The following is a 24,398-nucleotide window of genomic DNA, read 5'->3' as shown; positions in this document are numbered from 1 at the left end:
GAGCTGCGGCTGCAGCTCCACCGAAAGCAGCCAGGGGAGCGCGCCCGCCAGCACGCTGACACCAACGCAGGCCGCGGCCTATGAGGCTCTGGCGGCATCCATGGTCGATGCGCCCGTGCAGCCAGCGCCTTCATCCGCGCCCAGTGCCGGTGCTGCCCCTGTGGCTCGCATCAACGGCGTGCCGTTGAACACGCCCAGCGAATGGCTGGACGAGGAAACGCTGCGCCAGCGCGCCTGCACTGAATTGCTGCGCCAGGCGGCGCAGCAGGCAGGCTTGCTGTCTGCCGACGATGCTCCGGGCGTCGAAGGTGCCACCAGTGCGGAAGCATCGAATGCCATTGAGCAATTGCTCGACCGCGAGCTGAACATCCCCGAACCCTCGCTAGAGGCTTGCCGCCGCTACCACGAGGCCCATCCCGCCGCCCACGCGCAAGGCGAACGCGCCCATCTGCGCCACGTGCTCTTTGCCGTCACGCCAGGCGTGGACGTGAAGCAGTTGCGTCTGCGGGCTGAAGCCCTGTTGATCGAGCTGCGCTGTGCTGATGATGGTGGCGCCAAGTTCGCGCAAGCGGCTGCTCAGTGGTCCAACTGCCCCAGTGGCCAGCAAGGTGGTGACCTGGGCTGGCTCACGCGGGCCGACTGTGCCCCCGAATTTGCCCGCGAAGTCTTTGGCGGAGCCGAAGTGGGCGTGCTGGCACGCCTGGTGCACAGCCGCTTTGGCCTGCATGTGGTGGAAGTGGTAGCCCGCGATCCAGGCCAGCAGCCTTCCTTTGAGGAAGTGCGCCAGGCCATCGCCCTCACTCTGCGCCAGCAAGCCTTGGTGAACGCGCTGCGCCAGTACCTGCAGTTGCTGGCGGGTGCGGCCACGGTGGAAGGGGTGATGCTGGACGCGGCCGACACGCCGCTGGTGCAGTAAGTCCTGGCACCTTTACGGATGACACCATGCCTGATGAACTGCTAGACCGCCTGCGTCGTTTTCACAACGATGCTTTTCCGCAATACCGCGAGCAGTTCCAGAACCTGGTGGATGAGGGCCAGCACCCCACCACCTTGTTCATTGGCTGTTCGGACTCGCGCCTGGTGCCCTATCTGCTGACGGGTGCGGGGCCGGGGGAGCTGTTTCTGGTGCGTAACGTCGGTGCCTTTGTGCCACCGTACGACGGCTCGCATGGCCACCACGGCACTACAGCCGCCATCGAGTTTGCCGTGCTCAACCTGCAGGTGCGCCGCATCATCGTGTGCGGCCACAGTCACTGTGGGGCTATCAAGGCGATGTATGGTGAGGTGTCGCCCGAGGCCCCCAACCTCAACCGCTGGCTGGACCTGGGGCGTGAGGCCTTGCTGCCGGTGCAGCCGGGCCCCGAGGCTCTGCGCCGCACAGAACAGCGGGCCGTGGTGCTCCAGCTCGAACGGCTGATGGAGTACCCCATGGTTCGCAGTCGCGTGCAGTCAGGGCAGATCAGCCTGCACGGCTGGCACTACGTGATTGAAGATGGGGAAGTCCACGTTTTTGATGTGCAGACGGGCGGTTTTGTGCCCGCATCGCGTGCCGACAACAGCGGCACCGGGCCCTACCACCCCTATGTGGAGCATGACGGCCAGGTGCTGCTGGACTAGCCTTTGCCGCCCCGGCGTGTTGCCAGGGTGGCGGGGCGTTGCTTTTACCCCTTCTTGATGGAGCGCAAGGCCGCCGATTAGGGAACCTTGAATCATTCCGAGCCATGAAGCGCGAAACTCCCCCCTCCCTGACCCCCTCCATCTCCCCTCTGCAGCCCATCAGCCTGGATGTGCTGCGCGAGAAATACCTCAAACCCGGCGAGAGCAGCGTCGAAGACCTGTACAGCCGCGTGGCCCGTGCCCTGGCCTCGGTCGAGGCCCCGGCCCTGCGTGAAAAATACGAAGCCCTGTTCCTGGCCAACCTGCATGCGGGTGCCATCGGCGCCGGCCGCATCATGAGTGCAGCAGGCACCGACATCCAGGCCACACTCATCAACTGCTTTGTGCAGCCCGTGGGTGACTGCATTCAGGGCGTGGATGAAGAAGGCTACCCCGGCATATACGAAGCCCTGCGCGAAGCGGCAGAAACCATGCGGCGCGGCGGCGGCGTGGGCTATGACTTCTCGCGCATCCGCCCGCGCGGCGCTGAAGTCAAAGGTACCCATTCCATGGCTTCGGGGCCGTGCAGCTACATCAATGTGTTCGACCAGTCCTGCTCTACGGTCGAAAGCGCAGGCTCGCGCCGTGGCGCGCAGATGGGCGTGCTGCGCATCGACCACCCCGATGTGAAGGAGTTCATCACCGCCAAGCGCACGCCTGGCCGCTGGAACAACTTCAATGTGTCGGTGGGCGTGTCCGATGCCTTCATCGAAGCCGTTCAGGCCGATGGCCCGTGGGAACTGGTGCACCGCGCGCGGCCGGGCGCGGCGCTGCAGGCGCAAGGTGCCCACCAGCGCGCAGACGGGTTGTGGGTGTATGCCACCGTGCCCGCACGCGAGTTGTGGGACACGATCATGAAATCCGCCTACGACTTTGCCGAGCCCGGCATTTTGTTCCTGGGCCGCATCAACGAGGACAACAACCTCCACTACTGCGAAGACATTGCCGCCACCAACCCCTGTGGCGAACAGCCGCTGCCGTCGTACGGCTGCTGTGACCTGGGGCCCATCATCCTGACGCGCTTTGTGCGCAATCCTTTCGGGCGGGGTGGTGCCGCAGCGTTTGACTTTGAAGCGTTTGAGCAGGCCGTGGTCTTGCAAGTGCGTGCGCGCCACCCTGTGCTGGACGTCACCTTTTGGCCGCTGCCGCAGCAGCGCGACGAGGCCATGGCCAAGCGCCGCATTGGCGTGGGCTTTACCGGCATGGGCAACACGCTGGCCATGCTGCAACTGCGCTACAACGCACCCGAAGGCCGCGCCATGGCCGCCCGCATCGCCGAGCGCATGCGCGATGCGGCATACGAAGCATCGGTGGCGCTGGCCCAGGAAAAGGGCGCGTTCCCCAAATTCAACGCAGACGGCTACCTGGCCGCTGGCACGTTCGCCAGTCGCCTGCCCGCCGCCTTGCAAAAGAGCATCCGCAAGCATGGCATTCGCAACAGCCACCTGCTGTCCATCGCGCCCACCGGCACGGTGAGCCTGGCCTTTGCCGACAATGCCTCCAACGGCATCGAGCCGCCGTTCTCGTGGATGTACAAGCGCAAGAAGCGCGAGGCCGACGGCAGCACCAGCGAATACGCGGTGGAAGACCATGCATGGCGGGTGTACCGGGATGGAGGCGGCGATGTGAATGCGCTGCCCGATTACTTTGTTTCGGCCCTGGCCATGTCGGCCCAGGACCACATCGCCATGATGGAAGCCGTGCAGCCCTTCGTGGACACGGCCATTTCCAAGACCGTGAACATCCCGGCCGACTACCCCTACGAAGACTTCAAGGACCTGTACCTGCAGGCCTGGCGCGCACGGCTCAAAGGCCTGGCTACCTACCGGCCCAACGCCATCCTGGGCTCTGTGCTGGAAGTGAGCGCGCCCGCCCCGGCGCCAGCCATTGCGGCAGCGGCGCCTGCTCCCGCCGCACCCGTGGTGGACCCCATGCGCACGGTGATTGAAAGCCGCCCGAAGGGTGGACTCTCGGCCGTGGCCGAGAAGGTCGAATACTGGACGCAGGAAGGTCACAAGACGCTGTACATCATCGTCTCGTTCCTGCCCGTGCCCACAGGCGTGGGCAACCACACGGTGGACCGCGCCATCGAGTTCTTCATGCCCGTGGGGCAAAGCGGTGAGTCGCAGCAGTGGATCACCTCCAGCATGCGGCTGCTGTCGCTCGCAGCGCGCGGCGGCTTTCTGGAGCGTGCCCTGTCGGACATGCGCAAGGTGGCGTGGGACCGCGGGCCCGTGCGCCTGGGCACGCACCAGCGAGCTGACGGCGCCATGGTGCCCATGTGGCACGACTCGGAAGTGGCCGCCATTGCTTTTGCCGTGCAAAACATCCTGGCCCGCCGCGTCGCGGAGCCGCAGCAGCAGTCCCTGCCGCTGGACGAGCCTGAAGCGCCCGCTGGCATGCCGCCCGCCATGGCAGGAAAGAAGTGCAGTGAATGCGGCGCGCACGCCGTGATCCGCAAGGATGGCTGCGACTACTGCACGCAATGCGGCCACCTGGGTAGCTGCGGATGAATACGCCTCGCCCCACCATCCCGCTGAAGGTCGCGTCCGGCAAGCCCTCGAAAGAGGCGCTGGCGCAGCTGGACAAGCACTGGCGCGTGCAGTACCTCATGCTGGCCCCCCACCGGCTGAGCTTCTTCCTGGCGATGGTGGTGCTGGTGGCGTCTGCGCTGTGGTGGGGCGCGGTACAGGTGGACCGGGCCACGGGCTGGCTGGGCTTGCCCTATGCCTCGGGCTACGCTGTCTCTCCTACGCTGGTGCATTCGGCGGTGATGGTGCTCGGGTTCATTCCGCTGTACTTTGCTGGCTTCCTGTTCACCGCAGGCCCCAAGTGGCTGGGGGTGGACCCATTGCCTGTGTCCGCCGTGCGGCCCCCGCTGTTTCTGCAAGCCCTTGGGTGGCTGCTGTGGCTCGCCGGTGCGCATTTGCACGCCGCTTTGGCCCTCGCCGGTCTGGCGCTGGCGTGCGCCGGGCTTGCATGGATGACGGTGCAGTTCTGGGGCCGGGTGCACCTGAGCCAGGCGGAAGACCAGCTCCATGCCCGCGTGATTGGCTTTGCCTGCGTGCTGGGCACCTTGAGTGCGGCGGGCGTTTGGGTGGCCATGCTGCTGCAGGCCCATGCACTGGCCCGGGTGTGGGTGTTTTGCGCCCTGTGGGGCTTTGTGGTGGTGGTCTACGTCACCGTGGCGCACCGCATGATTCCTTTCTTTACCTCCAGCGCCATGCCGCTGGTGCAGGCCTGGCGTCCGTTCTGGGTGCTGTGGCTCATGCTGGCCGCCGCAGGCATGCAGGTGCTGGCTGCGTGGCTGGAGTGGGGCGGCATTGCCGCCAGCCCGGCCGGGCCCGCATGGGCGGTGGTGCACGGCACGCTGCAGGTGCTGGTGGGCGGTGTTCTGGTGTGGCTGGCGTGGGTGTGGGGCCTGGTGCAAAGCCTCAAGAACAAACTGTTGGCCATGCTGCACATCGGATTTTTGTGGCTGGGTGTCGCCTTCTTGCTGGGCGGCCTCGCGCAGTGGCTGGCGGTGGGTCTGGGCGTTGGTAGCCTGGGCCTGGGTGCGCTCCATGCGTTGTCGATGGGCTGCTTGGCGTCGCTGATGCTGGCCATGGTCACGCGGGTGTCGTGTGGCCACGGCGGGCGGGCTCTGGTGGCCGACCGCATCGTGTGGTCGCTGTTCTGCCTGCTGCAACTGGCCACCTTGCTGCGCATTGCAGCCACCTTGCCAGTGTGGCCAGCGGGCGCGTTGCCTTGGTTGCTGCTGGCCAGCGCCAGCGTGTGGCTCATCACCATGGGGGTGTGGGGTGGGCGGCTGGCGCGCTGGTATGGCCGCTTGCGCCCCGATGGGCGCCCCGGCTGACCCCTGGATGAAAGGACTTCCTCATGTCTGTCATCCCTTGGCCCTTGGATCCCGTGCGCGGCGGCGGCCGCCGCAGCACCGGGGCACTCAAACATGCCATGATCGAACATATGCCCAGTGCCGATGACACCGCCGGTCTTGCAGCGGCGTTGATCCAGTCCCGCCAGACCATCTTGCCCAAGCGCCTGGGGGCGCCGGGCCCCAACGTGGCCGAGCTGGCCGCCATCCTGCAGGCGGCTGCCCATGCGCCCGACCACGGCCAGCTCACGCCCTGGCGCTTTGTGCTGGTGCCCGACACCTCGCGCACGCTGCTGGCCGATGTGTTTGCCGAGGCCCTGCTGGAGCGTGACCCCGATGCCGCCCCTGAACAGGTGGAGCAGGCGCGCGAAAAGGCCTACCGTTCCCCCGTGTTGCTGCTGGCCATTGTGGATGGCGAGCGGGGCGATGCCGACATTGAGCTGGCCGAGCGCATGGTGTCGGCCGGTTGCGCCATTCAAAACATGCTGCTCATGGCCACCGCCCAGGGGTACGGCTCGGCGCTGACCAGCGGCAAGGCCCTGAAGGCTTCGCGCCTGCGGGCGCTGTTCCGGCTGGCGCCAGGCGAGCAGGCGCTGTGCTTTGTGAGCATTGGCACCGTGGTGTCCCGCAAGGGCGCGCGGCTGCGGCCCACAGCCAGCAGCTACGTGAGCACGCTGGACGAACACCGGGGCATACTGCCCGGCTTCTAATCCATTGATTAACTGCTTCTTTTAAAGACCACCCACCCATGGATATCTCCAGCTTTGACGATTTGCTGCACGCCGCGCGGCTGCAACCCGAGCCCCAGCGCCTGCTGTTTGTGTTTGTCGGCGTGGAGCTGCCCGATGACGCCACCCCCGCCCAGCGCGCACGCTTTGAGCAAGGGCAGGGCGGTGCGCTGGTGCCCCTGATGTGTGTGGACAAGACTCCGCAGGAGCTGCCATCGTTTGCAGCCCTGGTGACCGAAGCCCAGCAGTTCACGGCGCCGGGGCATGACTGGGTGATGGTGTTTGCTGCCGCCATGTCGGGCACGCTCAACCAAGCCCCCACCAGTGCGGACGCCGAAGCACCGCTGCAACGCATGGTCGATGCGATCAAGCGTGGTGCCATCGAGGCCTTCATTCCGTTTGACCGCCAAGGGCACCCGGTGCGCTTGGGCTGAATCAGGTCGCGGCATTCTTCAAACGACCTGCAACTCCACCTGTCCACTCACATGGCCACGTCCGCCGGCTTGCCCGGATTCAACACCCCCGCCGTAGGGTTCGAGCAGCCCTTCGCGATGCTGGAGGCTTGCCACGAACGCGTTGAGCGCACCCTGACCCTGCTGTCGCGGCTGCGCTCCTACCTGCGCGAGCAGGCGGTGGACGATGCCGCCCGCCAGGCGGCCCGCGACGTGCTGCGTTACTTTGACATTGCTGCGCCCCTGCACCATGAAGACGAGGAACTGCACGTCTTTCCGCTGCTGCTGGAGCGGGGGGCGCCGTCGGTGGTGGCGCTGGTGCGGCAGTTGCAACAAGACCATGTGCACATGGCGGCCGATTGGGCCGCCGCCCGGGGCGCTCTGGCGGCTCTCGTCGATGGCAGCGCCGTTGGCCTGAGCGCTCAGGACGAAGCGCTGCTCGAGCAGTTTGCCCAGCGCTACGGCCAGCACATCCAGGCAGAAGAAGGCACCGCCTACCCCAGCGCACAGGCCCTTTTGGGCGAGGGCGACTTGCGCACCATGGGGCTGGAGATGGCGGGCCGTCGCCGCAGCGCTCCCTGAATAAATGCTACTGAATTAATAGCTGGCGGCGCTTTCTGTGTAAGCGCTAGACGCACTTTTCGCTTGAAATTGACCGCCCACCGTTCTTCTTCGGGTGGACGGCTTCGGTTTGCAAGACTGCCTCGCCACCGGCCCCGGCAGCGCGATACTCGGCAGCTTGCTCTTTTCTGCGCTCTTCCCGCCCCCGATGTCTGTGAAATTTCTGCTCCGCGTTGCGGGCACCCTGCTGCTGGCCTGGGCCGCTGCGGCTGCCTGTGTGGCGCTGCACACCCCGCTGCCCTGGATGCTGGGTCCCCTGGTTGCCACGTCCGTGCTGTCCATGGCCGGTGCGCCCACCGAAAGCTGGGGGCCGTTGCGCAATGGCGGTCAGTGGGCGATTGGCGCCGCGCTCGGCCTGTACTTCACGCCCGAGGTGTCGGCGCTCGTGGGCAGCCTGTGGTGGGCCATCGTGCTGGGCATTGGGTGGGCGCTGCTGCTGGGCTGGGGCTTTGGCGCGTGGCTCTACCGCCTGCACGCGCCGCGCATGCACGGCGTGCCCGCTTCAATGCTGCGGTCTACCAGCTACTTCGCGGGGGCGATTGGAGCCGCGTCTGAGATGACCCTGCTGTCCGAGCGGGAGAACGCCCGCACCGACCTGGTGGCCGCCAGCCACAGCCTGCGCCTGCTCATCGTCACGATCACCATTCCATTTGCCCTGCAGTGGAGCGGCCTGCAGGGGCTGGACATTCTGAACCCCACCGTGCGCGAGGAGAGCTGGCCGGGCCTGGCGCTGCTCGCCTTGCTGACCGGCGCGGGTGCTTTGGTGATGGACCGCCTGGGCCGCGCGAACCCGTGGTTCATGGGGGCGATGCTGGTGTCCATGGCGGTCACCATGGCGGGGCTGCATCTGTCGGCAGTGCCGCAAGCGGTGGTCAATGCCGCGCAGCTCGTGATCGGTGTCAGCCTGGGCGTGCGCTTTCGCGCGGAATTTCTGCACACGGCGCCGCGCTGGCTGGCTTCAGTGGCCGTAGGCACGTTCGGTTTGATGGGCATTTGCGCAGCATTTGCCGCCGTGCTGGCATGGGCCACGGGGCTGCCCTGGGTCACGCTGCTGCTGGGCACCTCCCCCGGCGGCATCACCGAAATGGCCATCACCGCCAAGGTGCTGCAACTGGGTGTGCCCGTGGTCACCGCGTTTCAGGTGTGCCGGCTGATTGCCGTGCTGATGCTGGTGGGGCCGATGTACCGCAGGATCTACCCGCCAACGAAGGATGGTTCTGCAACCTGAAAAAAGAACCGCCCTCGTTGACACTGGCGCGCGGTCGTCGCGCAGGACGACAAGCAAGGGCCGCCCCGCAGCAAGGTCGTCGTCCCCCTTGGGGGAAGGCGCGCAGCGCCTCAGGGGGGATTCAATGCACCACTACAGGGTTTTGTGCCAGGCCAGCATACCGATCCAGCGCGTCTTCCACTTCTTCCTGCGTGGGCGTGTCGCGCTGCCAGGCCAGGATTTGCTGCTGGAACATCTCTGCCCAGGAGCCATCCAGGTACACCTCCTTGCCCGAGCGCTTGTCCACGATTTCAAAGCCGTGGCGCGCCAGTTGGGGGCGGGGTGGTGCCGTGTCGTTGAGCGCCTGGGTTGATGTCTCCACGGCGTCGGGCAGCATGTGGACCACCACAAAGGATTCAGAGTCGTAGAGCATTTGCATGGTGTTACCCCGGTCGATACCCAGGTCAGATTGCAGCGGTTGCGCAGAGTTCAAGGGGGAAGCCCCTGAACCTTCTTCCTGGGTCGCAACCAGTATTTCATGAAATCCGCAGGTGCGCGGCCTGGCAGGGCTTTTTTGCAGGGGTGGCGCGCGGGCGCAACAGGCCTTTGAACAGGTTTTTTGAACAGGCTCTCAGGGCGGGCTGCTGTTGCGCAGGCGCAGGTCGGCAAAGTCGCCATTGGCCTGGGTGATCTTGATGCGCACGGGCAGGTAGCCCATGTCCGGGGCCAGCCACAGCTCGGCCTTCTGGTCGTAGTCGCGCCGGGGCAGGCGTTGTAGCTTGAGGGCGGGCAGCGTGCCTGCGGGCAGGTTCAGGGTTTCGGTGGCTTCCACGGTGAAGGTCCAGCGGTCGGCGCCGGTGGCGCTCACGGTGGTCAGCGTCAGCTGGGTGCCGGGCACAAAGCGGTCGGGCGTGGCGGCCAGAAGGCCGGCCAGCTGGATGAAAACGCTCAGGCGGTCTTGTGCGCCAGGGCCAATGGCGGCTTCGGGCGTGTTGGCGCTGAAGGTGACGCGGCCGCGCTGGTAGTCGAAATGGGCGGCGCGCTCGCTGCGGTTGCGGTCGCCAAAACGCTCGGGCTGCAGGCCCTGCGTCGTCACCAGGCCGGTGCTGCGCTGGGTGCGCGAACCCACTAGGAATGCGCTCACTTCCTGCCGCGCTTCGTAGCGGGCGCCATCGTGCTGCCACACCAGTTCCGCCCGGGCCTGGTAGTCAAACTTTTTGGCCTGCCCCGCCACGTCAAACGCCAGCTTGATGGGCGCAGGCAGGCGCACGGGGGGCGCAGCGGTGCTGGTGCCTTGCCCAGGGGTGCCGCCCGGCGGGGTGATGTCTACGCCCGAACCATCGGCCACGGGCAATGGGACTGTGGCGCTGGCAGCCGCCGCTGGTGCTGCGGCCACCGTTGCGGAAGCCTCTGGCGCAGGCGCTTCGGCAGCCGAAGCGGTGGTGCCGTCCGTCCCCTGTTCGGTGTTGCCCGTCGGCTCGGCCACCTCCGGCTCCGCTGTGGTCACGTCGGCGGGCTCGTTCGGTGCGGGGGCTGGCTCTGTGGTGGCAGGGCGCGTGGGCGCAGCCTTGCGCGGTTTGGTGGGCTGGGGCGGCGCAGCCGCAGGGGGCGCGGCGGCAGGGCTGGGTGATGGCGCGGGGGCTGCCGCTACCGCAGGCGGCGCTGCCACGCTGCGGGTGGTGAACACCTTGCCTGCTGGCGCAGCAGAGCCGTCCCAGGCCAGGGGCACGCCTTGCAGCACCAGCCAGTGAACGGCCAGCACCAAGGCGGTCAGGATCCACAGGGTGCGCCGTGGCATCAGCGGGCCCTGGCAGTGCAACAGGCCTGGGGCCAGGCGCAGCGGCTCATGCGCTGCCTGCGCCCAGGTCGGTGGAAAGCTGGGCGGCGGCAGCGCGCAGCGGCACCTCGATGGCGCCACCCCATTCCGGGTCGAACGTGGCCACCGAGCCCAGCGTGGTGATGCCCAGCGCCAGATGGCCGCCCGCATCAAACACCGGGGCGCAAAACGCGACGATGCCGGGCAGCAGTGTGTCCACCACCCGGGCCATGCCGCGCTCGCGCACATCGGCCAGCACATCCTGCGCCTGCTCCAGCGTGGCGGGCAGGTCCGTACGCCGCAGCTTGGCGGCCTGGGCCAGCTCCTGTTGCAGCAAGGGCGCCACGGCTTCGGGCGGCATGTAGGCAGCAAAGCAGCGCCCGGTGGCGGAAGACAGCAGCGGCATCACATCGCCCAGGCGCAGGTTGGCGGTGACGGCCTGGGGCGATTCCTCCCAGTGCACGATGGTGGGGCCATGGTTGCCCCACACCGCCAGCGCCAGGGTGTGGCCGATCTGCTCCATCCAGCCGGGCACGCGCTCGCGCGCCAGCCGCATGGCGTCCAGCCGCGCCAGCGATGCCAGCCCCAGCTTGAGCGCGGCGGGGCCCAGGTCGTAGCGCGCAGTGCGCGCGTCTTGCGTGACCAGCCCCAGGCGCTGAAAGCTCACCAGGTAGCGGTGGGCCTTGGCCGCGCTCATGCCGGCGGCAGCGGCCACATCTTTGAGCATGAGCGGCCCGCGCGCGCGGGTCAGCCCTTCCAGCAGGGCAAAACCGACTTCCACCGACTGGATGCCTGCGCGTTCTTTGTCCATGTGCACTAGAATTTGCGAGTTTTGTTTAGTTAAATCAATTTACCAAATCGTAATTTGGCCAGGGCTTCCAGCCATTCGGTTTGGTGCCTTGCCACTCTGAGAGACAAAGGTCCCCGCCACCATGAAACTCGCTACGTACAAAGACGGCTCGCGCGACGGCCAGCTGGTTGTGGTCTCCCGTGATCTGGGAACAGCCCATTATGCGACCGGCATTGCCAGCAAGCTGCAGCAGGTGCTGGACGACTGGAGCTTCCTCTCGCCCCAGTTGCAAGACCTGTATGACCAGCTCAACAGCGGCCGCGCACGCCACCCCTTCCCCTTCGATCCGGCCCAGTGCATGGCCCCGCTGCCCCGCGCCTACCAGTGGGCCGACGGCTCGGCGTACATCAACCACGTCGAACTGGTGCGAAAAGCGCGCAACTCCGAGGTGCCTGAGAGTTTTTACACCGACCCGCTCATGTACCAGGGCGGCAGCGACGACTTCATTGGCCCCTGCGACCCGGTGGTGGTGCCCAGCGAATCCATGGGCATCGACTTTGAGGCCGAGATCGCCGTCATCACCGGCGACGTGAAGATGGGCGCCACGCCTGAGCAGGCACTCGAAGGCATCCGCCTGGTGATGATTGCCAACGACGTGAGCCTGCGCAACCTGATTCCGGCCGAGCTGGCCAAGGGCTTTGGCTTCTTCCAGAGCAAGCCCGCCACCGCGTTCAGCCCCGTGGCCGTGACGCTGGACGAGCTGGGCGACGCCTGGGACAAGGGCCGCGTCAACCTCACCGTGCAGTCCACCTGGAACGGCCGCAAGGTCGGCATGTGCGACGCCGGGCCCGAGATGACCTTCCACTTCGGCCAGCTCATTGCCCACATTGCCAAGACGCGCAACGTGCGCGCTGGCTCCATCGTGGGCAGCGGCACCGTCAGCAACAAGGGCGTGGAGCAGAACGGCCGCATGGAATGGCCCAAGGGCTACAGCTGCATTGCCGAAAAGCGCTGCATCGAAACCATCCAGGACGGCAAGCCCACCACCGAGTTCATGAAGTTTGGCGACACCATCCGCATCGAGGTAAAGGGCAAGGACGGTGCCAGCATCTTCGGCGCCATCGACCAGGAAATTGCCGCACCCGGCGCTGCAACCTAAGGTTTGAAGCCAAAAGTGCCTGATTAGCTACTTACCTCAGAAACGCGCAGCAGACTCCAAGGCAGCGGCCCAGTAGTCACCAATGCCTTCAACAGCACCTAGCTGGCGTTGGTTCTGCTCAGTCTGAGATATGTCGCTAATCAGGAAAAAGAGCTTCCAGCGCTTGTCTGTCAAGCGCTGGAAGCTCTTTTTTTAGGAGCAATGACTGGTGGGCACCTTCCTCAGTTCCAACCCTCCAGCACCAGCTTGCCCCGCGCCTTTCCGCTCTCGATGAGTGCATGTGCGCGCTTCAGATTCTCCGCATTGATGGTGCCAAACCGCTGGTCCAGCGTGGTGCGGATCAGTCCGGCGTCCACCAGCTGCGCTACTTCGGTCAGCAGGCGGTGCTGGCCGATCATGTCGTCGGTGCCGAACAGCGCACGGGTGAACATCAGCTCCCAGTGCAGCGACACCGACTTGCGCTTGAGCTTCGTCACGTCGAGCGACACCGGGTCATCGATCAGCGCGAACTGGCCCTGCGGCGCGATGGCCTCGACGATCTGGTCAAAGTGCGCTTCGCTCTGCGTGAGACTCACGATGATGTCTACCGTAGGGTGGCCGATGCGCGCCAGCTCTTCAGTGAGCGGTTTGCTGTGGTCAATGACGTGGTGCGCGCCCAGGTCGCGCACCCATTGCTGCGTTTCGGGGCGCGATGCGGTGCCGATGATCGTGAGGCTGGTCAGCCGCGCCGCAAGCTGCGTGAGGATGGAGCCCACACCGCCGCTCGCGCCAACGATGAGCAGGGTCTTTTGTGTGGGCTGCTTGCCGGGTGCCACACGCAGGCGGTCAAACAGCAGCTCCCACGCGGTGATGGTGGTCAGCGGCAGCGCGGCGGCCTCGGCAAAGTCCAGCGACTTTGGCGCGTGGCCCACGATGCGTTCATCCACCAGGTGCAGCTCGCTGTTGGTGCCCTGGCGGGCAATGGAGCCTGCGTACCAGACCCGGTCGCCGGGCTGGAACAGCGTGACATCCGGCCCCACGGCGCGCACGATGCCGCTCGCGTCCCAGCCCAGCACCTTGTAGTCGGGCCCGTCGCCGCTGCGCGAACTGCTTTTGCGCACTTTCGTGTCCACGGGGTTCACCGAGACGGCATGCACTTCCACGAGCAGATCGCGGCCGGTGGCCACCGGGTCGGGCAGGGTGATGTCGAGCAGAGACTCGGGGTGGTCGATGGGGTGGGCGGTTTGGTAGCCAACGGCTTTCATGGGGAGGTCCTGGAGGTAAACAAAGGGTGCTCCAATGATGGGTCTTGCAAAATTGCTTTTAAATAGGCCGATGATTGAATCTATCTTCAATCATTGTTTGTAAATAAACCCCTCCGCACCCAAGGCACGCCATGAAAAGCCTGCAAGACCTCGACATCTTTGTGCGCACCGTGGACAGCGGCAGCCTCTCGGCCACCGCCCGTGCGCTGGACCTCACGCCCGCCGCTGCGAGCGCCGCGCTCAAGCGGCTGGAGGCCGAGCTGGGCGTGGCGCTGTTCGTGCGCTCCACGCGCAGCCTGCGGCTCACGCAGGAGGGCGCACTGTTCCTGGAGCACTGCCGCCCCGCGCTGGCGGCGCTGCAGCAGGTGCAAGGCCAGCTGGCAGGCGGGCGCGCCGGTGGCTTGCGCGGCACGCTGCAGCTGGCCGCGCCGTCGGACCTGGGGCGCAATGTGCTGCTGCCCTGGCTCGATGCCTTCCAGGCCGAGCACCCGGGCATCGACATCCGCCTGCAGCTGGCCGACCGCGTGGCCAACGTGTACAGCGAGCCGGTAGACGCTGCCTTCCGCTACGGCAAGCCGCAGGATTCGAGCCTGGTCGCACTGCCGCTGGCCGCGGACCACCGGCGTGTGCTCTGCGCAGCGCCCGCCTACCTGGCAGCGCACGGCATGCCCGACACGCCCCACGCACTGGCCGAGCACCAGGGCCTGTGCTTCATGTTGGGCGAGGACGTGCACGACCGCTGGCGCTTCTGGGATTCCGCAGGCCAGGAGGTGGTGGTGCGCGTGCGCAGCCGCAACGTGGCCAACGATGGCGATGTGGTGCGCCGCTGGGCGGTGCTGGGCCGGGGCATTGCGTACAAGTCGTACTTCGACGCGGCCGATGATCTGGCCGCCGGCCGGCTGGTGCCGCTGTGCCCTGGCTGGACCACCGAGGCCGTACCGCTCTTTCTGGTGGCGCCCAGCCGCCGCCAGTTCACGCCGCTGGTGCGGGCGCTGCGCGACTTCGTGGCCGGGCGCCTGCAGGCGCTCATGGAGCGGGCGCCACGCTGAACGCTAGCAGCAACCGCATGCGCAGCGCCGACCTGCCGCACGAGGCTCTGCCAGCAGCAGGGGTAATGCACACGCGACCGGCGCCGCGCACCCGTGCGCCGTACAATCGCGCCCTTGCTGCCGCCACCGAGCGCGGCGCTTCTTGCGCAGCCCAGTGCCCGGTGCTGCGGCAACGCCTTCGACGGAGAAAGACAATCATGCTGAATTTCGACTTCCACAACCCCACCCACATCGTCTTCGGCCAGGGGCGCATTGCCGACCTGGCCAAGCTGGTGCCCGCTGCCGCCAAGGTGCTGATCCTGGTGGGCGGCGCCAGCGCCGAAAAGACTGGCACGCTGGCCGAGGTGCGCGCCGCGCTGGGCGAGCGCGAGCACGCCACCTTCACCGGCATTGAGCCCAACCCCAGCTACGAAACCTCCATGCAGGCCGTGGCGCAGATCCGCGAAGGCGGGTTTGACTTTCTGCTGGCCGTGGGCGGCGGCTCGGTCATCGACGCCACCAAGTTCATCGCTGCCGCCGTGCTGTTTGAAGGCGGCGACCCCTGGGCGATTCTGGAAAAGTTTGGCCGCAACGTGCAGCGCGCCATGCCGTTTGGCGCCGTGCTCACGCTGCCCGCCACGGGTTCGGAGATGAACAACGGCAGCGTCATTACCCACCGCGCCAAGGGCGCCAAGCTGCCCTTCAGCAGCGAGCACACCTACCCCGTCTTCTCGGTGCTCGACCCCACCAAAACCTACACCCTGCCGCCCCAGCAGCTGGCCAACGGTGTGGTCGATGCCTTTGTGCACACGGTGGAGCAGTACCTGACTTACCCCGTCAACGCCCTGGTGCAAGACCGCTTTGCCGAAGGCATCCTGCACACGCTGATCGAGGTGGGCCCGCGCCTGCTCACCGCCACCGAGCCTGTGTACGACGACCGCGCCAACCTGATGTGGGCCGCCACCATGGCGCTCAATGGCTTGATTGGCGCTGGCGTGCCGCAAGACTGGGCCACGCACATGATTGGCCACGAGCTGACAGCGCTGCACGGCATTGACCACGCCCGCACCCTGGCCATCGTGCTGCCCGCGCTGCTCAACGAGCGCCGTGGCCCCAAGCGCGCCAAGCTGTTGCAGTACGCCGAGCGCGTGTGGGGCCTCACCACCGGCAGCGAAGACGAACGCATCACTGCCGCCATCGAACGCACCCGTGATTTCTTTGAAAGCATGGGCATCCGCACCCGCCTGTCCGGCTACGGCCTGGGTGCGGAAGTGATCGACACCGTCATCACCCAGCTCGAAGCCCACGGCATGGTCAAGCTGGGCGAGCAGCGCGAGATCACGCCTGCGGTGAGCCGCCGCATTCTCGAAGCAGCGCTGTAAGCCAACGCCGCGATTTGACGCGCCGCAGTACCCGGCAGCCTTGGTTGGGGGTACTGTGGCGTTTTGGTTTTTTACAACCGGTTTTTAGATTCCACTGAACAAAGAAAGCGACCCCCATGGCACACATCCTCATGGTTCTGACGTCCCACGACCAACTGGGCAACACGGGCAAAAAGACCGGCTTCTGGCTGGAAGAGTTTGCCGCCCCGTACTACGTGTTCAAAGATGCTGGCGTGCAGATCACGCTGGCATCGCCCCAGGGCGGCCAGCCACCGCTGGACCCCAAAAGCGATGACGAAAGCGCCCAGACGGACGCGACGCGCCGCTTCAAGGCCGATGCCGAAGCGCAAAAGCAGCTGGCCAGCACGGTGCCGCTGTCGAGCGTGAAGGCCGATGCATTTGACGCCGTGTTCTACCCCGGCGGCCACGGCCCGCTGTGGGACCTGGCTGAAGACGCACAGTCCATCGCACTCATCGAACAGACCTTTGCCGCTGGCAAACCGCTGGCGCTGGTGTGCCACGCGCCGGGCGTGCTGCGCCACACCAAGGCACCCGATGGAACCCCGCTGGTGAAGGGCAAAAAGGTGACGGGCTTTACCAACACCGAAGAAGACGCCGTGCAGTTGACCGACGTGGTGCCTTTTCTGGTGGAAGACATGCTCAAGGCCAACGGCGGCGTGTACTCCAAAGGCCCTGACTGGGCTCCTTATGTGCTGACCGACGGCACCCTCATCACGGGGCAGAACCCCGCCTCGTCCGAGGCGTGCGCCCATGCGGTGCTGAAGTTGCTGGGGTAACTCCGCAGCGCATGCCCTTCGCCTGCCAGCCGCATGGGTGCTGAATTTTGATGAAAATGGCCGCCAGCGCCCGTCAAATAAGCGCTGGCAGCTATTCAATCAATAGCGTTCTAGCCGGGCTGCGCGTTCTTCAGGCGGCGGCGCTGGCTTCCACTTCCACCAGGCAGTCATAAAACGTGGGCGCGCGGCCCAGGTCAGTCAAGGCCTGGCTGGTCAACTCGTTCACGTTGGTGCCGTTCAGCCCCAGCTTGCGCCACCAGATGCCCAGGCCGTTGACCACGCCGGGGCGGGCGCGGGTGGAGACTTCTGCATGGCATTCGTAGCTGCCCCGGTCGTTGAATACGCGCACGGTGCTGCCGTCGGCAATGCCGCGTGCGGCGGCGTCGTCGGGGTGCATCTCCAGCAGCGGTCGGCCTTCGATGGTGCGCAGGCTTTTGACGTTGACGAAGGTGGAGTTGAGGAAGTTGCGTGCTGGGGGCGAGATCATCGCCAGCGGGTAGCGCGCGTCGGTGCCCTGCAGTTCGTGGTTGGGAACGTGGTCGGGCAGGCCGTCCATGCCCTGCGCGGCCAGCCGGGCGCTGAAGAATTCGCAGCGGCCCGAAGGCGTGGGGAAGTTGCCTTCGGCAAAGGGTGCATCGGGCCCGGCCAGCGTGGCAAAGCCCTGCGATTCGAGCAGCGCATAGTCCACTGCGTTGCCAAAGGCTTGGCGGCACAGGGTTTCGTCGCTGTCGGCAAAGCAGGGGTCGGCAAAGCCCATGCCGGCGGCCAGGTCGCGGAAGATCTGGGCGTTGCTGCGCGCCTGGCCGACGGGGGCGATGGCCGGGCGGTTGAGCATCACATCGGTATGGCCATAGGCCAGGTGCACGTCCCAGTGCTCCAGTTGTGTGGTGGCGGGCAGGATGTAGTCGGCGTAGTCGGCCGTGTCGGTGTGAAAGTGCTCCAGCACCACGGTGAACAAATCCTCGCGGGCAAAGCCCTGCACCACCTTGCCCGAATCGGGTGCTACTGCCACGGGGTTGCAGTTGTAGACCACCACGGCTTCGACCTTGGGGCCGAAGGTGGGTGAGGACTCGCGCAGCAGGTCGTCGCCAATGGTGGACATGTTGATGGTGCGCGGCGTGCGCCCGGCCAGCAGGTCTGGGCGGTGCAGCGCGGCGCGATCCACCGGGAACTGCCCGGAGCTGGACAGCAGCAGCCCGCCCGCACGGTGCCGCCACGCGCCGATGAGCGCGGGCAGGCAGGCGACAGCGCGCACGGCATTGCCACCGCCACGCACGCGCTGCATGCCGTAGTTCAGGCGGATGGCGGCGGGCTTTGTGGTGCCCCAGGCGCGGGCGAGCTGGCGGATTTGCTCGACGGGAATGCCGCACACCTCGGCCGCACGCTCGGGCGGCCATTGCAGGGCGCGGTCACGCAGCTGCTCCCAGCCCAGCGTGTGCTGGGCGATGTAATCGTGGTCGAGCCAGTCGTGGGCGATCAGCTCGTGCATCAGCGCCAGCGCCAGGGCTGCATCGGTGCCGGGGCGCAGGGCGATGTGTTCATGGCACTTGTCGGCGGTTTCGCTCTTGCGCGGGTCTATGCACACCAGCTTGGCACCATTGCGCTTGGCCTGCTGGGCGTAGCGCCAGAAGTGCAGGTTGCTGCCAATCGAGTTGCTGCCCCAGATGAGGATGAGCTGGGATTCGGCAAAGAACTCCACCTTCATGCCCACCTTGCCGCCCAGCGTTTGCACCAGCGCTTCGCCACCGGCCGATGCGCAGATGGTGCGGTCCAGCAGCGAGGCGCCCAGGCGGTGGAAGAAGCGCCGGTCCATGCTTTCCCCCTGCACCAGGCCCATGGTGCCCGCGTAGCTGTAGGGCAGGATGGCCTCGGGGGCGCGGGCGGCAATGGCTTGCAGGCGCTGGGCAATGTCGCTTAGCGCTTCGTCCCAGGTCACGGGCGTGAACTGGCCGCTGCCTTTGGCGCCGCTGCGCTTGAGCGGCGTGAGAATGCGCTCGGGGTGGTAAGTGCGCTCGGTGTACTTGCTCACTTTCGCGCACAGCACACCATCGGTGTGGGGGTGATCCGGGTTGCCTTGCACCCGGGTGGCCACGCCGTTTTCCACAGTGGTGACCAGGCCGCAGGTGTCGGGGCAGTCATGCGGGCAGGCGCCCCGAATGCTCAGAGGCGCTGCGGGTGTGGGGTTTTCGCTAATAAATGCAGACATTTGTTCGTGGCCGTCTGAAAATTCGACTGTAATGATTTGTGGACGCAAGCTCGCGACTTGCCCGCGCTGCAGCAAGGGCCGGTGTGGCGGTTATACGTTGCCCCTGACACAAAACCAACCCTCAACACCCACCATGCAACCCTCCGTTTTGAACCGCAGACAGTTTTCCCTGGGCATTGGCGCTACCGCGCTGGCCGGTTTTGGCGTGGCACGGGCCCAAAGTGAAGGCCGCATCGTGCTGGGACAGTCTGCCGCATTTTCAGGCCCGTCCGCGCAATTGGGCATCCAGTTCAACCAGGGGGCCAAGCTGTTTTTTGACCAGCTCAACGCTGCCGGTGGCGTGGGCAAGCGCATGGTGGAAATCCGTACGCTGGACGACGGCTATGAGCCCGACCGCTGCGCTGAAAACACCCGCAAGCTCCTTGCGGACGACGTGTTTGCGCTGTTTGGCTATGTGGGCACACCCACCAGCCTGGCGGCAGTGCCCCTGTTCAACCAGGCCAAGGTGCCGTTTTTCGCCCCGTTCACGGGGGCTGAGTCGCTGCGCCAGCCGTTCAATCGCCTCGCCTTCCATGTGCGGGCTTCGTACTACGACGAAACCGCGCTCATCGTGCGCCAGCTGGTCAACCTGGGCATCAAGAAGATCGCCGTGTTCCACCAGAACGATGCCTATGGCAAGGCTGGGCTTGACGGCGTGAACAAGGCGCTGGCCGAGCACAAGCTGCCCCTGGCAGGCGCTGCCACGGTGGAGCGCAACTCGGTGGACGTGGCTGCCGCCGTGGAAAAGCTGGTGGCCGCCAAGCCCGATGCGGTGGTGCCGATCGCCGCCTACGGCGCCAGCGCCGCCTTTGTGCGTGCCGCCCGCAAGGCAGGTTTCGGCGGCACGTTCTACAACGTGTCGTTCGTGGGCACGCAGGCGCTGGCCGACGAGCTGGGCAAGGATGGCGCCGGTGTGGTGGTGTCGCAGGTGGTGCCGTCGCCCTACCAGCCCTCGCGCCAGATCACCCGCGAGTTTCTGGACGCCATCAAAAAGGCGGGCGACAAGGTGCAGCCCAACTATTCCAGCATGGAAGGCTTCCTGGCCGCCCGCATCTTCACCGAAGGCCTGCGCCAGGCCGCAGCCAGCGGCAAGATCAGCCGCGACAGTTTCATCTCTGGCATGGAAGGCCTGGGCACCCAGGTGATTTCGGGCTTTCCGGTGTCGTTTGGCCCGAATGACCACACGGCATCCAGCTTTGTGGAGATGTCCATGCTCACCGGCGATGGCCGGGTGAGAACCTGACACGTTGCGCAAGCCCTGCAACCACCATCCAAGCCCGGCGCGAAAGTGCCGGGCTTTTTTTTATGTCTGATTTTTTGCCCGATGGTGGGGCAGGTGCGGCGTCAGTCCATGGACTGGGTATTCGCCAGCCCCTGCATGAACGCCTCACAGCGCCCCAACTGTTCCAGGCTCACGAACTCGTCGGGCTGGTGGGCTTGCTGGATGCTGCCGGGGCCGCACACCACGGTGGGGATGCCGGCGTTTTTGAACAGCCCGGCTTCGGTACCGAAGGCCACCAGCGTGGTGCCGGCTTCGCCGCTCAGCCGCTGGGCCAGTCGGGTTACGGCGTCGTCCTTGCTGCCCAGGAAGCTCGGGATCTCGCAGATGGTCTCAAAGCCAAAACCTGCGTCTGGCGCCACCTTTTTCATCGCGGGCTCCAGCGACTTGGCATAGGCCAGCACTTCCGCTTGCATCTGCGCGGCGTTGGCCGTGGGCAGGTCGCGGAATTCGTAGCGGAATTCGGCGTCGCGTGGCACCACGTTGTCGGCAATGCCACCGTGGAACTGGCCGACGCTGGCGGTGGAAAAGGGCACGTCAAAGCCTTCAAAGCGGGGCTCGTGCTGCTCAAAGCCCTCGGCCATGTCGCGCACGCGACCCACCACGCGGGCGGCCATTTCAATCGCGTTGACGGAGTGTGGGGTCAACGAAGAGTGCGCCTCTTTGCCGCGCACACAGCACTTGTAGCGGTACACACCCTTGTGGGCAATGGCGGGCACCATGAGCGTGGGCTCACCCACAATGCAGGCCAGGGGCTTGATGCTGGCGTCGCGCAGGTCGGCAATCAGCTCTTTCACACCAAAGCAGCCCACTTCCTCGTCGTAGCTGAAGGCGAAGTGCACCGCGAACGGGGCCTTGCTGTTCAGGAAGGCTTCTGCGTGGGCCAGGGCCAGGCCGATGAAGGCCTTCATGTCGGCACTGCCGCGGCCGTAGAGCTTGCCGTCCTGCACCAGCGCGCTCAACGGGTCCATGCTCCAGTCCTGCCCCGTCCAGGGCACGGTGTCGGTGTGACCCGAAAGAATGATGCCGCTGGGCTTGCCCTCGCCCAGCGTGGCGAACAGGTTGGCCTTGGTCTTGTCGGCGTTGAATGTCAGGCGGCTTTTCACGCCCAGTTGGGCCAGCGTGTCGCGCACAAAGTGGATCAGCTCCAGATTGGAGTTCTGGCTGACGGTGTTCATGCGCACCAGGGTTTGTGCAATTTCGAGGGCGCGGGCAGAGAGCATGGGCGGAACCAGGGCTGAAGGTGGAAATACCCGTTTCGGCATAAGGTGGTCTGCCACCACTAGGGATGTCCTGCATAACTCCCTGCGGTCTGTGATAGCGCGGCCTCGGGCAGTCCGCTGCGTTGCTTTTCTTGCCAATAGCACGGCTATTGGCTGCCAAAAGCCGCCTTGCGGCCTATCCCGATCCGCACTACCACCGACTCGCGAGGGTTATGCAGGACATCCCTAGCGTGGCAGGGCTCTTGCTGGCGGGCTAGACTGTGCGATCGTAAGGATGCATATCATGAACGTTATCGACTCCATCGTCACCCAGGCCGCGGGTATTGCAGCGGTGCGCCGGGATATCCACGCCCACCCCGAGCTGTGCTTTGAAGAAGTGCGTACCGCCGACGTGGTGGCGGGCAAGCTCACCGAATGGGGCATTCCCATCCACCGCGGGCTGGGCAAGACGGGTGTGGTGGGCATCGTGCATGGCCGCGACGGCGGCGCCTGCGGGCGTGCCATTGGCCTGCGCGCCGACATGGACGCACTGCCCATGCAGGAGTTCAACACCTTTGAGCACGCCAGCAAGCACCACGGCAAGATGCACGCCTGCGGCCACGATGGCCACACGGCCATGCTGCTGGCAGCGGCGCAGCACTTTGCCAAGCACCGCAACTTTGACGGCACGGTGTACCTCATCTTCCAGCCTGCGGAAGAGGGCGGCGGCGGCGCCCGCGTGATGATTGAAGACGGCCTGTTTGAAAAATTCCCCATGCAGGCTGTGTACGGCATGCACAACTGGCCGGGCATGCCCGCAGGCACCATGGCCGCCAGTGCGGGGCCGGTGATGGCATCGACCAGCGAATTCAAGATCACCGTGCGCGGCAAGGGCGGCCACGCTGCCATGCCCCACATGGGGGTGGACCCGGTGCCGATTGCCTGCCAGATGGTGCAGGCCTTCCAGACCATCATCAGCCGCAACAAGAAGCCGGTGGATGCGGGGGTGATCTCGGTCACCATGATCCACACGGGCGAGGCCACCAACGTGGTGCCCGACAGCTGCGAGCTGCAAGGTACGGTTCGCACCTTCTCGTTTGAAGTGCTCGACCTGATCGAAAAGCGCATGCGCCAGGTGGCCGAGCACACCTGCGCCGCGCACGACGCGGTGTGCGACTTTGAATTTGTGCGCAACTACCCGCCCACCATCAACACCCCGGCCGAAGCGCAGTTTGCCCGCAAGGTGATGGCCAGCATCGTGGGCGAAGACAAGGCGCTGGACCAGGAGCCCAGCATGGGCGCGGAAGACTTTGCCTACATGCTGCAGGCCAAACCGGGCGCATACCTGTTCATTGCCAACGGCGATGGCAGCCACCGCGAAATGGGCCACGGCGGCGGGCCTTGCACGCTGCACAACCCCAGCTACGACTTCAATGACGACCTGATCCCGCTGGGTGGCACGTTCTGGGTGCGTCTGGCCGAGGAATGGCTGGCGGCCCAGGCCAAGTCTGCCTGAGAGACTGCCCCACATGCCCTGCCGTTGATTGAAAGAATAGTTCCATGATTGGTATCACCGAAGCCTTTTCGCCCACCTACGCGGTAGCCCGCCGGAAGTTTCTGGAGGCTGCCGCCGCAGGCGGGCTGGAGGTGGAGTCCCCCACCCACCCGCTGGCCGGGCGTGACGGCGAGGTGCTGGCCATGGACGTGGCTTTGGATGGCCCCCGTGGCGCCGACAAGCTGCTGATGGTGAGCAGCGCCTGCCACGGGGTGGAGGGATACTGCGGCAGCGGCGTGCAGGTGTTTGCGCTGCACGACGCCGAGTGGCGAGCCAAGGCGCGCGATGCTGGCGTGGCGGTGCTTTACATCCATGCGCTCAACCCGTACGGCTTCTCGCACATTCGGCGTGCCACGCACGAAAACGTCGATCTCAACCGCAACTTCCATTCCTTCACCGGGCCCTTGCCAGACAACGCTGCCTACCGCGAGGTAGCGCCCCTGCTGCTGCCCGACGTGTGGCCGCCCAACGCCGCCAACGTGCAGGCGGTGCAAGCCTTCATTGCCGAGCGCGGCGAGCCCGCCTGGCAGGCTGCCATCACCCGGGGGCAGCATGAGTTTGCGCAGGGCTTGTTCTATGGCGGCACCGCACCCACCTGGAGCAACCAGACCTTGCGCCAAGTGCTGCGCGAACACGGCACCCGTGCGCAGCGCCTGGCCTGGATTGACCTGCACACGGGCCTGGGCCCGAGCGGCCTGGGCGAGCGCATCTACGCGGGCAAGGACGATGCCGCCGCCGTGCAGCGCGCGCGCCAGTGGTGGGGTGGCGGCGGTGCCACGCCCGTGACTTCGATCTACGACGGCTCATCCACCTCGGCCTTCCTCACGGGGCTGATGTGGACGGCCATCTACGACGAGTGCCCACAGGCCGAATACACCGGCATTGCCATGGAATACGGTACCGTGCCGGTCACCGAAGTCATCCAGGCGCTGCGCGCCGAGCACTGGCTCAACATCCACCCCGAAGCCCCGGCCGAGCTGGCCGCACAGATCAAGGCCCAGATGCTGGCCGCCTTCTACACCGACACCGATGCATGGAAAGGCCAGATCATCAGCCAGGCGCGGCAGTCGCTGTTCCAGGCGGTGGATGGTTTGACGGGTTATTGATAAAAAAGCCCTGCAGCGCTTATCTGGTAAGCGCAATGTGCTATCAAAATGTGAGCATTTTGGTGAAGGCCCATGCGTTACTGGCGCTGCCGGGGAGTGTCGTGTGGACGTCGCTCGCTGGCCGCCGCACTGGGCAGTGGCGGCCTGAGGCTCTAAGATGGCGCGGCTCTTTTTTTGTGTTTTTTGCACCCTTCCCCATCCGATACGGAGACAACCACATGTCCGACCTGAACGCCGCTTTTGAAGCCGCCGTCGCC

The 24,398-nt window shown here is 65.9% G+C and carries 22 protein-coding genes; 16 read left to right on the top strand and 6 right to left on the bottom strand.

Features of this window, described 5'->3' with window-relative positions; translation table 11 throughout:
* Nucleotides 1–100: 100 nt before the first annotated feature.
* The 8 genes from AADJ04_RS06340 (at nucleotide 101) to AADJ04_RS06305 (ending at nucleotide 8,559) form a co-directional block, all read left to right on the top strand.
* Nucleotides 101–916, top strand: coding sequence for a peptidylprolyl isomerase (locus AADJ04_RS06340; protein ID WP_242638274.1), 816 nt, complete (start codon nucleotides 101–103; stop codon nucleotides 914–916).
* Nucleotides 917–942: 26 nt separating this feature from the next.
* Entirely contained in the window at nucleotides 943–1,617 is a 675-nt protein-coding gene (locus tag AADJ04_RS06335; protein ID WP_066690171.1) for a carbonic anhydrase, read from the top strand.
* Between the two features lie 104 nt (nucleotides 1,618–1,721).
* Nucleotides 1,722–4,169 carry an adenosylcobalamin-dependent ribonucleoside-diphosphate reductase gene (locus AADJ04_RS06330; RefSeq protein WP_341239096.1) on the top strand — a complete coding sequence of 816 codons (2,448 nt, stop codon included), beginning with the start codon at nucleotides 1,722–1,724 and terminating at the stop codon, nucleotides 4,167–4,169.
* Complete coding sequence (locus AADJ04_RS06325; RefSeq protein WP_341239095.1) at nucleotides 4,166–5,512, top strand: NnrS family protein; 1,347 nt, start codon at nucleotides 4,166–4,168, stop codon at nucleotides 5,510–5,512. The genes AADJ04_RS06330 and AADJ04_RS06325 overlap by 4 nt, the downstream gene beginning before the upstream one ends.
* Nucleotides 5,513–5,610: 98 nt before the next feature.
* Nucleotides 5,611–6,240 (top strand): nitroreductase family protein, encoded by a 630-nt coding sequence (locus AADJ04_RS06320; RefSeq protein ID WP_341239107.1) that lies wholly within the window; start codon nucleotides 5,611–5,613, stop codon nucleotides 6,238–6,240.
* 38 nt (nucleotides 6,241–6,278) lie between these two features.
* Nucleotides 6,279–6,692: a hypothetical protein gene (locus tag AADJ04_RS06315; protein ID WP_044395477.1), complete on the top strand. Its 414-nt coding sequence runs from the start codon at nucleotides 6,279–6,281 to the stop codon at nucleotides 6,690–6,692.
* Nucleotides 6,693–6,743: 51 nt separating this feature from the next.
* On the top strand, nucleotides 6,744–7,292 hold the full coding sequence (locus AADJ04_RS06310) for a hemerythrin domain-containing protein (protein ID WP_341239094.1): 549 nt from the start codon (nucleotides 6,744–6,746) through the stop codon (nucleotides 7,290–7,292).
* A gap of 187 nt (nucleotides 7,293–7,479) precedes the next feature.
* The gene (locus AADJ04_RS06305) at nucleotides 7,480–8,559 is read left to right on the top strand and encodes an AbrB family transcriptional regulator (RefSeq protein ID WP_341239093.1); all 1,080 of its coding nucleotides are present in this window, start codon (nucleotides 7,480–7,482) and stop codon (nucleotides 8,557–8,559) included.
* A gap of 121 nt (nucleotides 8,560–8,680) precedes the next feature.
* Here the strand turns inward: AADJ04_RS06305 and AADJ04_RS06300 are convergent, their stop codons facing one another.
* The 3 genes from AADJ04_RS06300 to AADJ04_RS06290 all read right to left on the bottom strand — a co-directional run bounded on the left by AADJ04_RS06300 (nucleotide 8,681) and on the right by AADJ04_RS06290 (nucleotide 11,165).
* Entirely contained in the window at nucleotides 8,681–8,977 is a 297-nt protein-coding gene (locus AADJ04_RS06300) for a DUF3567 domain-containing protein (RefSeq protein WP_044395823.1), read from the bottom strand.
* A gap of 192 nt (nucleotides 8,978–9,169) precedes the next feature.
* Nucleotides 9,170–10,336, bottom strand: a complete 1,167-nt coding sequence (locus AADJ04_RS06295; protein ID WP_273623836.1) for a DUF3108 domain-containing protein — start codon at nucleotides 10,334–10,336, stop codon at nucleotides 9,170–9,172.
* Between the two features lie 46 nt (nucleotides 10,337–10,382).
* A complete protein-coding gene (locus AADJ04_RS06290) occupies nucleotides 10,383–11,165 on the bottom strand; it encodes an IclR family transcriptional regulator (RefSeq protein ID WP_066693290.1) in 783 nt (260 codons plus the stop codon).
* Nucleotides 11,166–11,286: 121 nt separating this feature from the next.
* On the opposite strand from AADJ04_RS06290, the gene AADJ04_RS06285 reads away from it, so the two are divergent.
* Nucleotides 11,287–12,303 carry a fumarylacetoacetate hydrolase family protein gene (locus tag AADJ04_RS06285; RefSeq protein ID WP_066693293.1) on the top strand — a complete coding sequence of 339 codons (1,017 nt, stop codon included), beginning with the start codon at nucleotides 11,287–11,289 and terminating at the stop codon, nucleotides 12,301–12,303.
* A 221-nt stretch (nucleotides 12,304–12,524) separates the two neighbouring features.
* Here the strand turns inward: AADJ04_RS06285 and AADJ04_RS06280 are convergent, their stop codons facing one another.
* Nucleotides 12,525–13,547 (bottom strand): zinc-binding alcohol dehydrogenase family protein, encoded by a 1,023-nt coding sequence (locus AADJ04_RS06280; RefSeq protein WP_341239092.1) that lies wholly within the window; start codon nucleotides 13,545–13,547, stop codon nucleotides 12,525–12,527.
* 131 nt (nucleotides 13,548–13,678) lie between these two features.
* Here AADJ04_RS06280 and AADJ04_RS06275 point away from each other — a divergent pair, with 131 nt between their 5' ends.
* The 3 genes from AADJ04_RS06275 to AADJ04_RS06265 all read left to right on the top strand — a co-directional run bounded on the left by AADJ04_RS06275 (nucleotide 13,679) and on the right by AADJ04_RS06265 (nucleotide 16,754).
* The gene (locus tag AADJ04_RS06275; protein WP_341239091.1) at nucleotides 13,679–14,596 is read left to right on the top strand and encodes a LysR family transcriptional regulator; all 918 of its coding nucleotides are present in this window, start codon (nucleotides 13,679–13,681) and stop codon (nucleotides 14,594–14,596) included.
* Between the two features lie 197 nt (nucleotides 14,597–14,793).
* A complete protein-coding gene (locus AADJ04_RS06270) occupies nucleotides 14,794–15,957 on the top strand; it encodes an iron-containing alcohol dehydrogenase (RefSeq protein ID WP_341239090.1) in 1,164 nt (387 codons plus the stop codon).
* 116 nt (nucleotides 15,958–16,073) lie between these two features.
* Complete coding sequence (locus AADJ04_RS06265; RefSeq protein WP_341239089.1) at nucleotides 16,074–16,754, top strand: type 1 glutamine amidotransferase domain-containing protein; 681 nt, start codon at nucleotides 16,074–16,076, stop codon at nucleotides 16,752–16,754.
* Nucleotides 16,755–16,884: 130 nt separating this feature from the next.
* Here the strand turns inward: AADJ04_RS06265 and AADJ04_RS06260 are convergent, their stop codons facing one another.
* Nucleotides 16,885–18,960 carry a molybdopterin oxidoreductase family protein gene (locus AADJ04_RS06260; protein WP_341239088.1) on the bottom strand — a complete coding sequence of 692 codons (2,076 nt, stop codon included), beginning with the start codon at nucleotides 18,958–18,960 and terminating at the stop codon, nucleotides 16,885–16,887.
* Nucleotides 18,961–19,093: 133 nt separating this feature from the next.
* On the opposite strand from AADJ04_RS06260, the gene AADJ04_RS06255 reads away from it, so the two are divergent.
* Nucleotides 19,094–20,242: an ABC transporter substrate-binding protein gene (locus AADJ04_RS06255; protein WP_341239087.1), complete on the top strand. Its 1,149-nt coding sequence runs from the start codon at nucleotides 19,094–19,096 to the stop codon at nucleotides 20,240–20,242.
* 101 nt (nucleotides 20,243–20,343) lie between these two features.
* Here the strand turns inward: AADJ04_RS06255 and argE are convergent, their stop codons facing one another.
* On the bottom strand, nucleotides 20,344–21,501 hold the full coding sequence (gene argE, locus AADJ04_RS06250; protein WP_341239086.1) for an acetylornithine deacetylase: 1,158 nt from the start codon (nucleotides 21,499–21,501) through the stop codon (nucleotides 20,344–20,346).
* Between the two features lie 283 nt (nucleotides 21,502–21,784).
* Between argE and AADJ04_RS06245 the strand changes: the two genes are divergently transcribed.
* The 3 genes from AADJ04_RS06245 to AADJ04_RS06235 all read left to right on the top strand — a co-directional run.
* On the top strand, nucleotides 21,785–22,996 hold the full coding sequence (locus tag AADJ04_RS06245; RefSeq protein WP_341239085.1) for a M20 aminoacylase family protein: 1,212 nt from the start codon (nucleotides 21,785–21,787) through the stop codon (nucleotides 22,994–22,996).
* A 44-nt stretch (nucleotides 22,997–23,040) separates the two neighbouring features.
* Complete coding sequence (locus AADJ04_RS06240; protein ID WP_341239084.1) at nucleotides 23,041–24,141, top strand: M14 family metallopeptidase; 1,101 nt, start codon at nucleotides 23,041–23,043, stop codon at nucleotides 24,139–24,141.
* A 50-nt stretch (nucleotides 24,142–24,191) separates the two neighbouring features.
* Nucleotides 24,192–24,398 (top strand): hypothetical protein (locus tag AADJ04_RS06235; RefSeq protein WP_341239083.1); only part of this gene is annotated, 207 nt, incomplete at its 3' end.

This window comes from uncultured Acidovorax sp. (assembly GCF_964021665.1).
Classification (GTDB): Bacteria; Pseudomonadota; Gammaproteobacteria; order Burkholderiales; family Burkholderiaceae_C; genus Acidovorax; species Acidovorax temperans.
The sequence above is the reverse complement of the archived record's forward strand: the minus strand, read 5'-3'. Positions and strand labels throughout refer to the sequence as shown.

Coding starts and splice junctions, on each gene's coding strand:
- AADJ04_RS06340 (WP_242638274.1), top strand. CDS start 101: ATGGTCGATGCGCCCGTGCAGCCAGCGCCTTCATCCGCGCCCAGTGCC.
- AADJ04_RS06335 (WP_066690171.1), top strand. CDS start 943: ATGCCTGATGAACTGCTAGACCGCCTGCGTCGTTTTCACAACGATGCT.
- AADJ04_RS06330 (WP_341239096.1), top strand. CDS start 1,722: ATGAAGCGCGAAACTCCCCCCTCCCTGACCCCCTCCATCTCCCCTCTG.
- AADJ04_RS06325 (WP_341239095.1), top strand. CDS start 4,166: ATGAATACGCCTCGCCCCACCATCCCGCTGAAGGTCGCGTCCGGCAAG.
- AADJ04_RS06320 (WP_341239107.1), top strand. CDS start 5,611: ATGATCGAACATATGCCCAGTGCCGATGACACCGCCGGTCTTGCAGCG.
- AADJ04_RS06315 (WP_044395477.1), top strand. CDS start 6,279: ATGGATATCTCCAGCTTTGACGATTTGCTGCACGCCGCGCGGCTGCAA.
- AADJ04_RS06310 (WP_341239094.1), top strand. CDS start 6,744: ATGGCCACGTCCGCCGGCTTGCCCGGATTCAACACCCCCGCCGTAGGG.
- AADJ04_RS06305 (WP_341239093.1), top strand. CDS start 7,480: ATGTCTGTGAAATTTCTGCTCCGCGTTGCGGGCACCCTGCTGCTGGCC.
- AADJ04_RS06300 (WP_044395823.1), bottom strand. CDS start 8,977: ATGCAAATGCTCTACGACTCTGAATCCTTTGTGGTGGTCCACATGCTG.
- AADJ04_RS06295 (WP_273623836.1), bottom strand. CDS start 10,336: ATGCCACGGCGCACCCTGTGGATCCTGACCGCCTTGGTGCTGGCCGTT.
- AADJ04_RS06290 (WP_066693290.1), bottom strand. CDS start 11,165: ATGGACAAAGAACGCGCAGGCATCCAGTCGGTGGAAGTCGGTTTTGCC.
- AADJ04_RS06285 (WP_066693293.1), top strand. CDS start 11,287: ATGAAACTCGCTACGTACAAAGACGGCTCGCGCGACGGCCAGCTGGTT.
- AADJ04_RS06280 (WP_341239092.1), bottom strand. CDS start 13,547: ATGAAAGCCGTTGGCTACCAAACCGCCCACCCCATCGACCACCCCGAG.
- AADJ04_RS06275 (WP_341239091.1), top strand. CDS start 13,679: ATGAAAAGCCTGCAAGACCTCGACATCTTTGTGCGCACCGTGGACAGC.
- AADJ04_RS06270 (WP_341239090.1), top strand. CDS start 14,794: ATGCTGAATTTCGACTTCCACAACCCCACCCACATCGTCTTCGGCCAG.
- AADJ04_RS06265 (WP_341239089.1), top strand. CDS start 16,074: ATGGCACACATCCTCATGGTTCTGACGTCCCACGACCAACTGGGCAAC.
- AADJ04_RS06260 (WP_341239088.1), bottom strand. CDS start 18,960: ATGTCTGCATTTATTAGCGAAAACCCCACACCCGCAGCGCCTCTGAGC.
- AADJ04_RS06255 (WP_341239087.1), top strand. CDS start 19,094: ATGCAACCCTCCGTTTTGAACCGCAGACAGTTTTCCCTGGGCATTGGC.
- argE (WP_341239086.1), bottom strand. CDS start 21,501: ATGCTCTCTGCCCGCGCCCTCGAAATTGCACAAACCCTGGTGCGCATG.
- AADJ04_RS06245 (WP_341239085.1), top strand. CDS start 21,785: ATGAACGTTATCGACTCCATCGTCACCCAGGCCGCGGGTATTGCAGCG.
- AADJ04_RS06240 (WP_341239084.1), top strand. CDS start 23,041: ATGATTGGTATCACCGAAGCCTTTTCGCCCACCTACGCGGTAGCCCGC.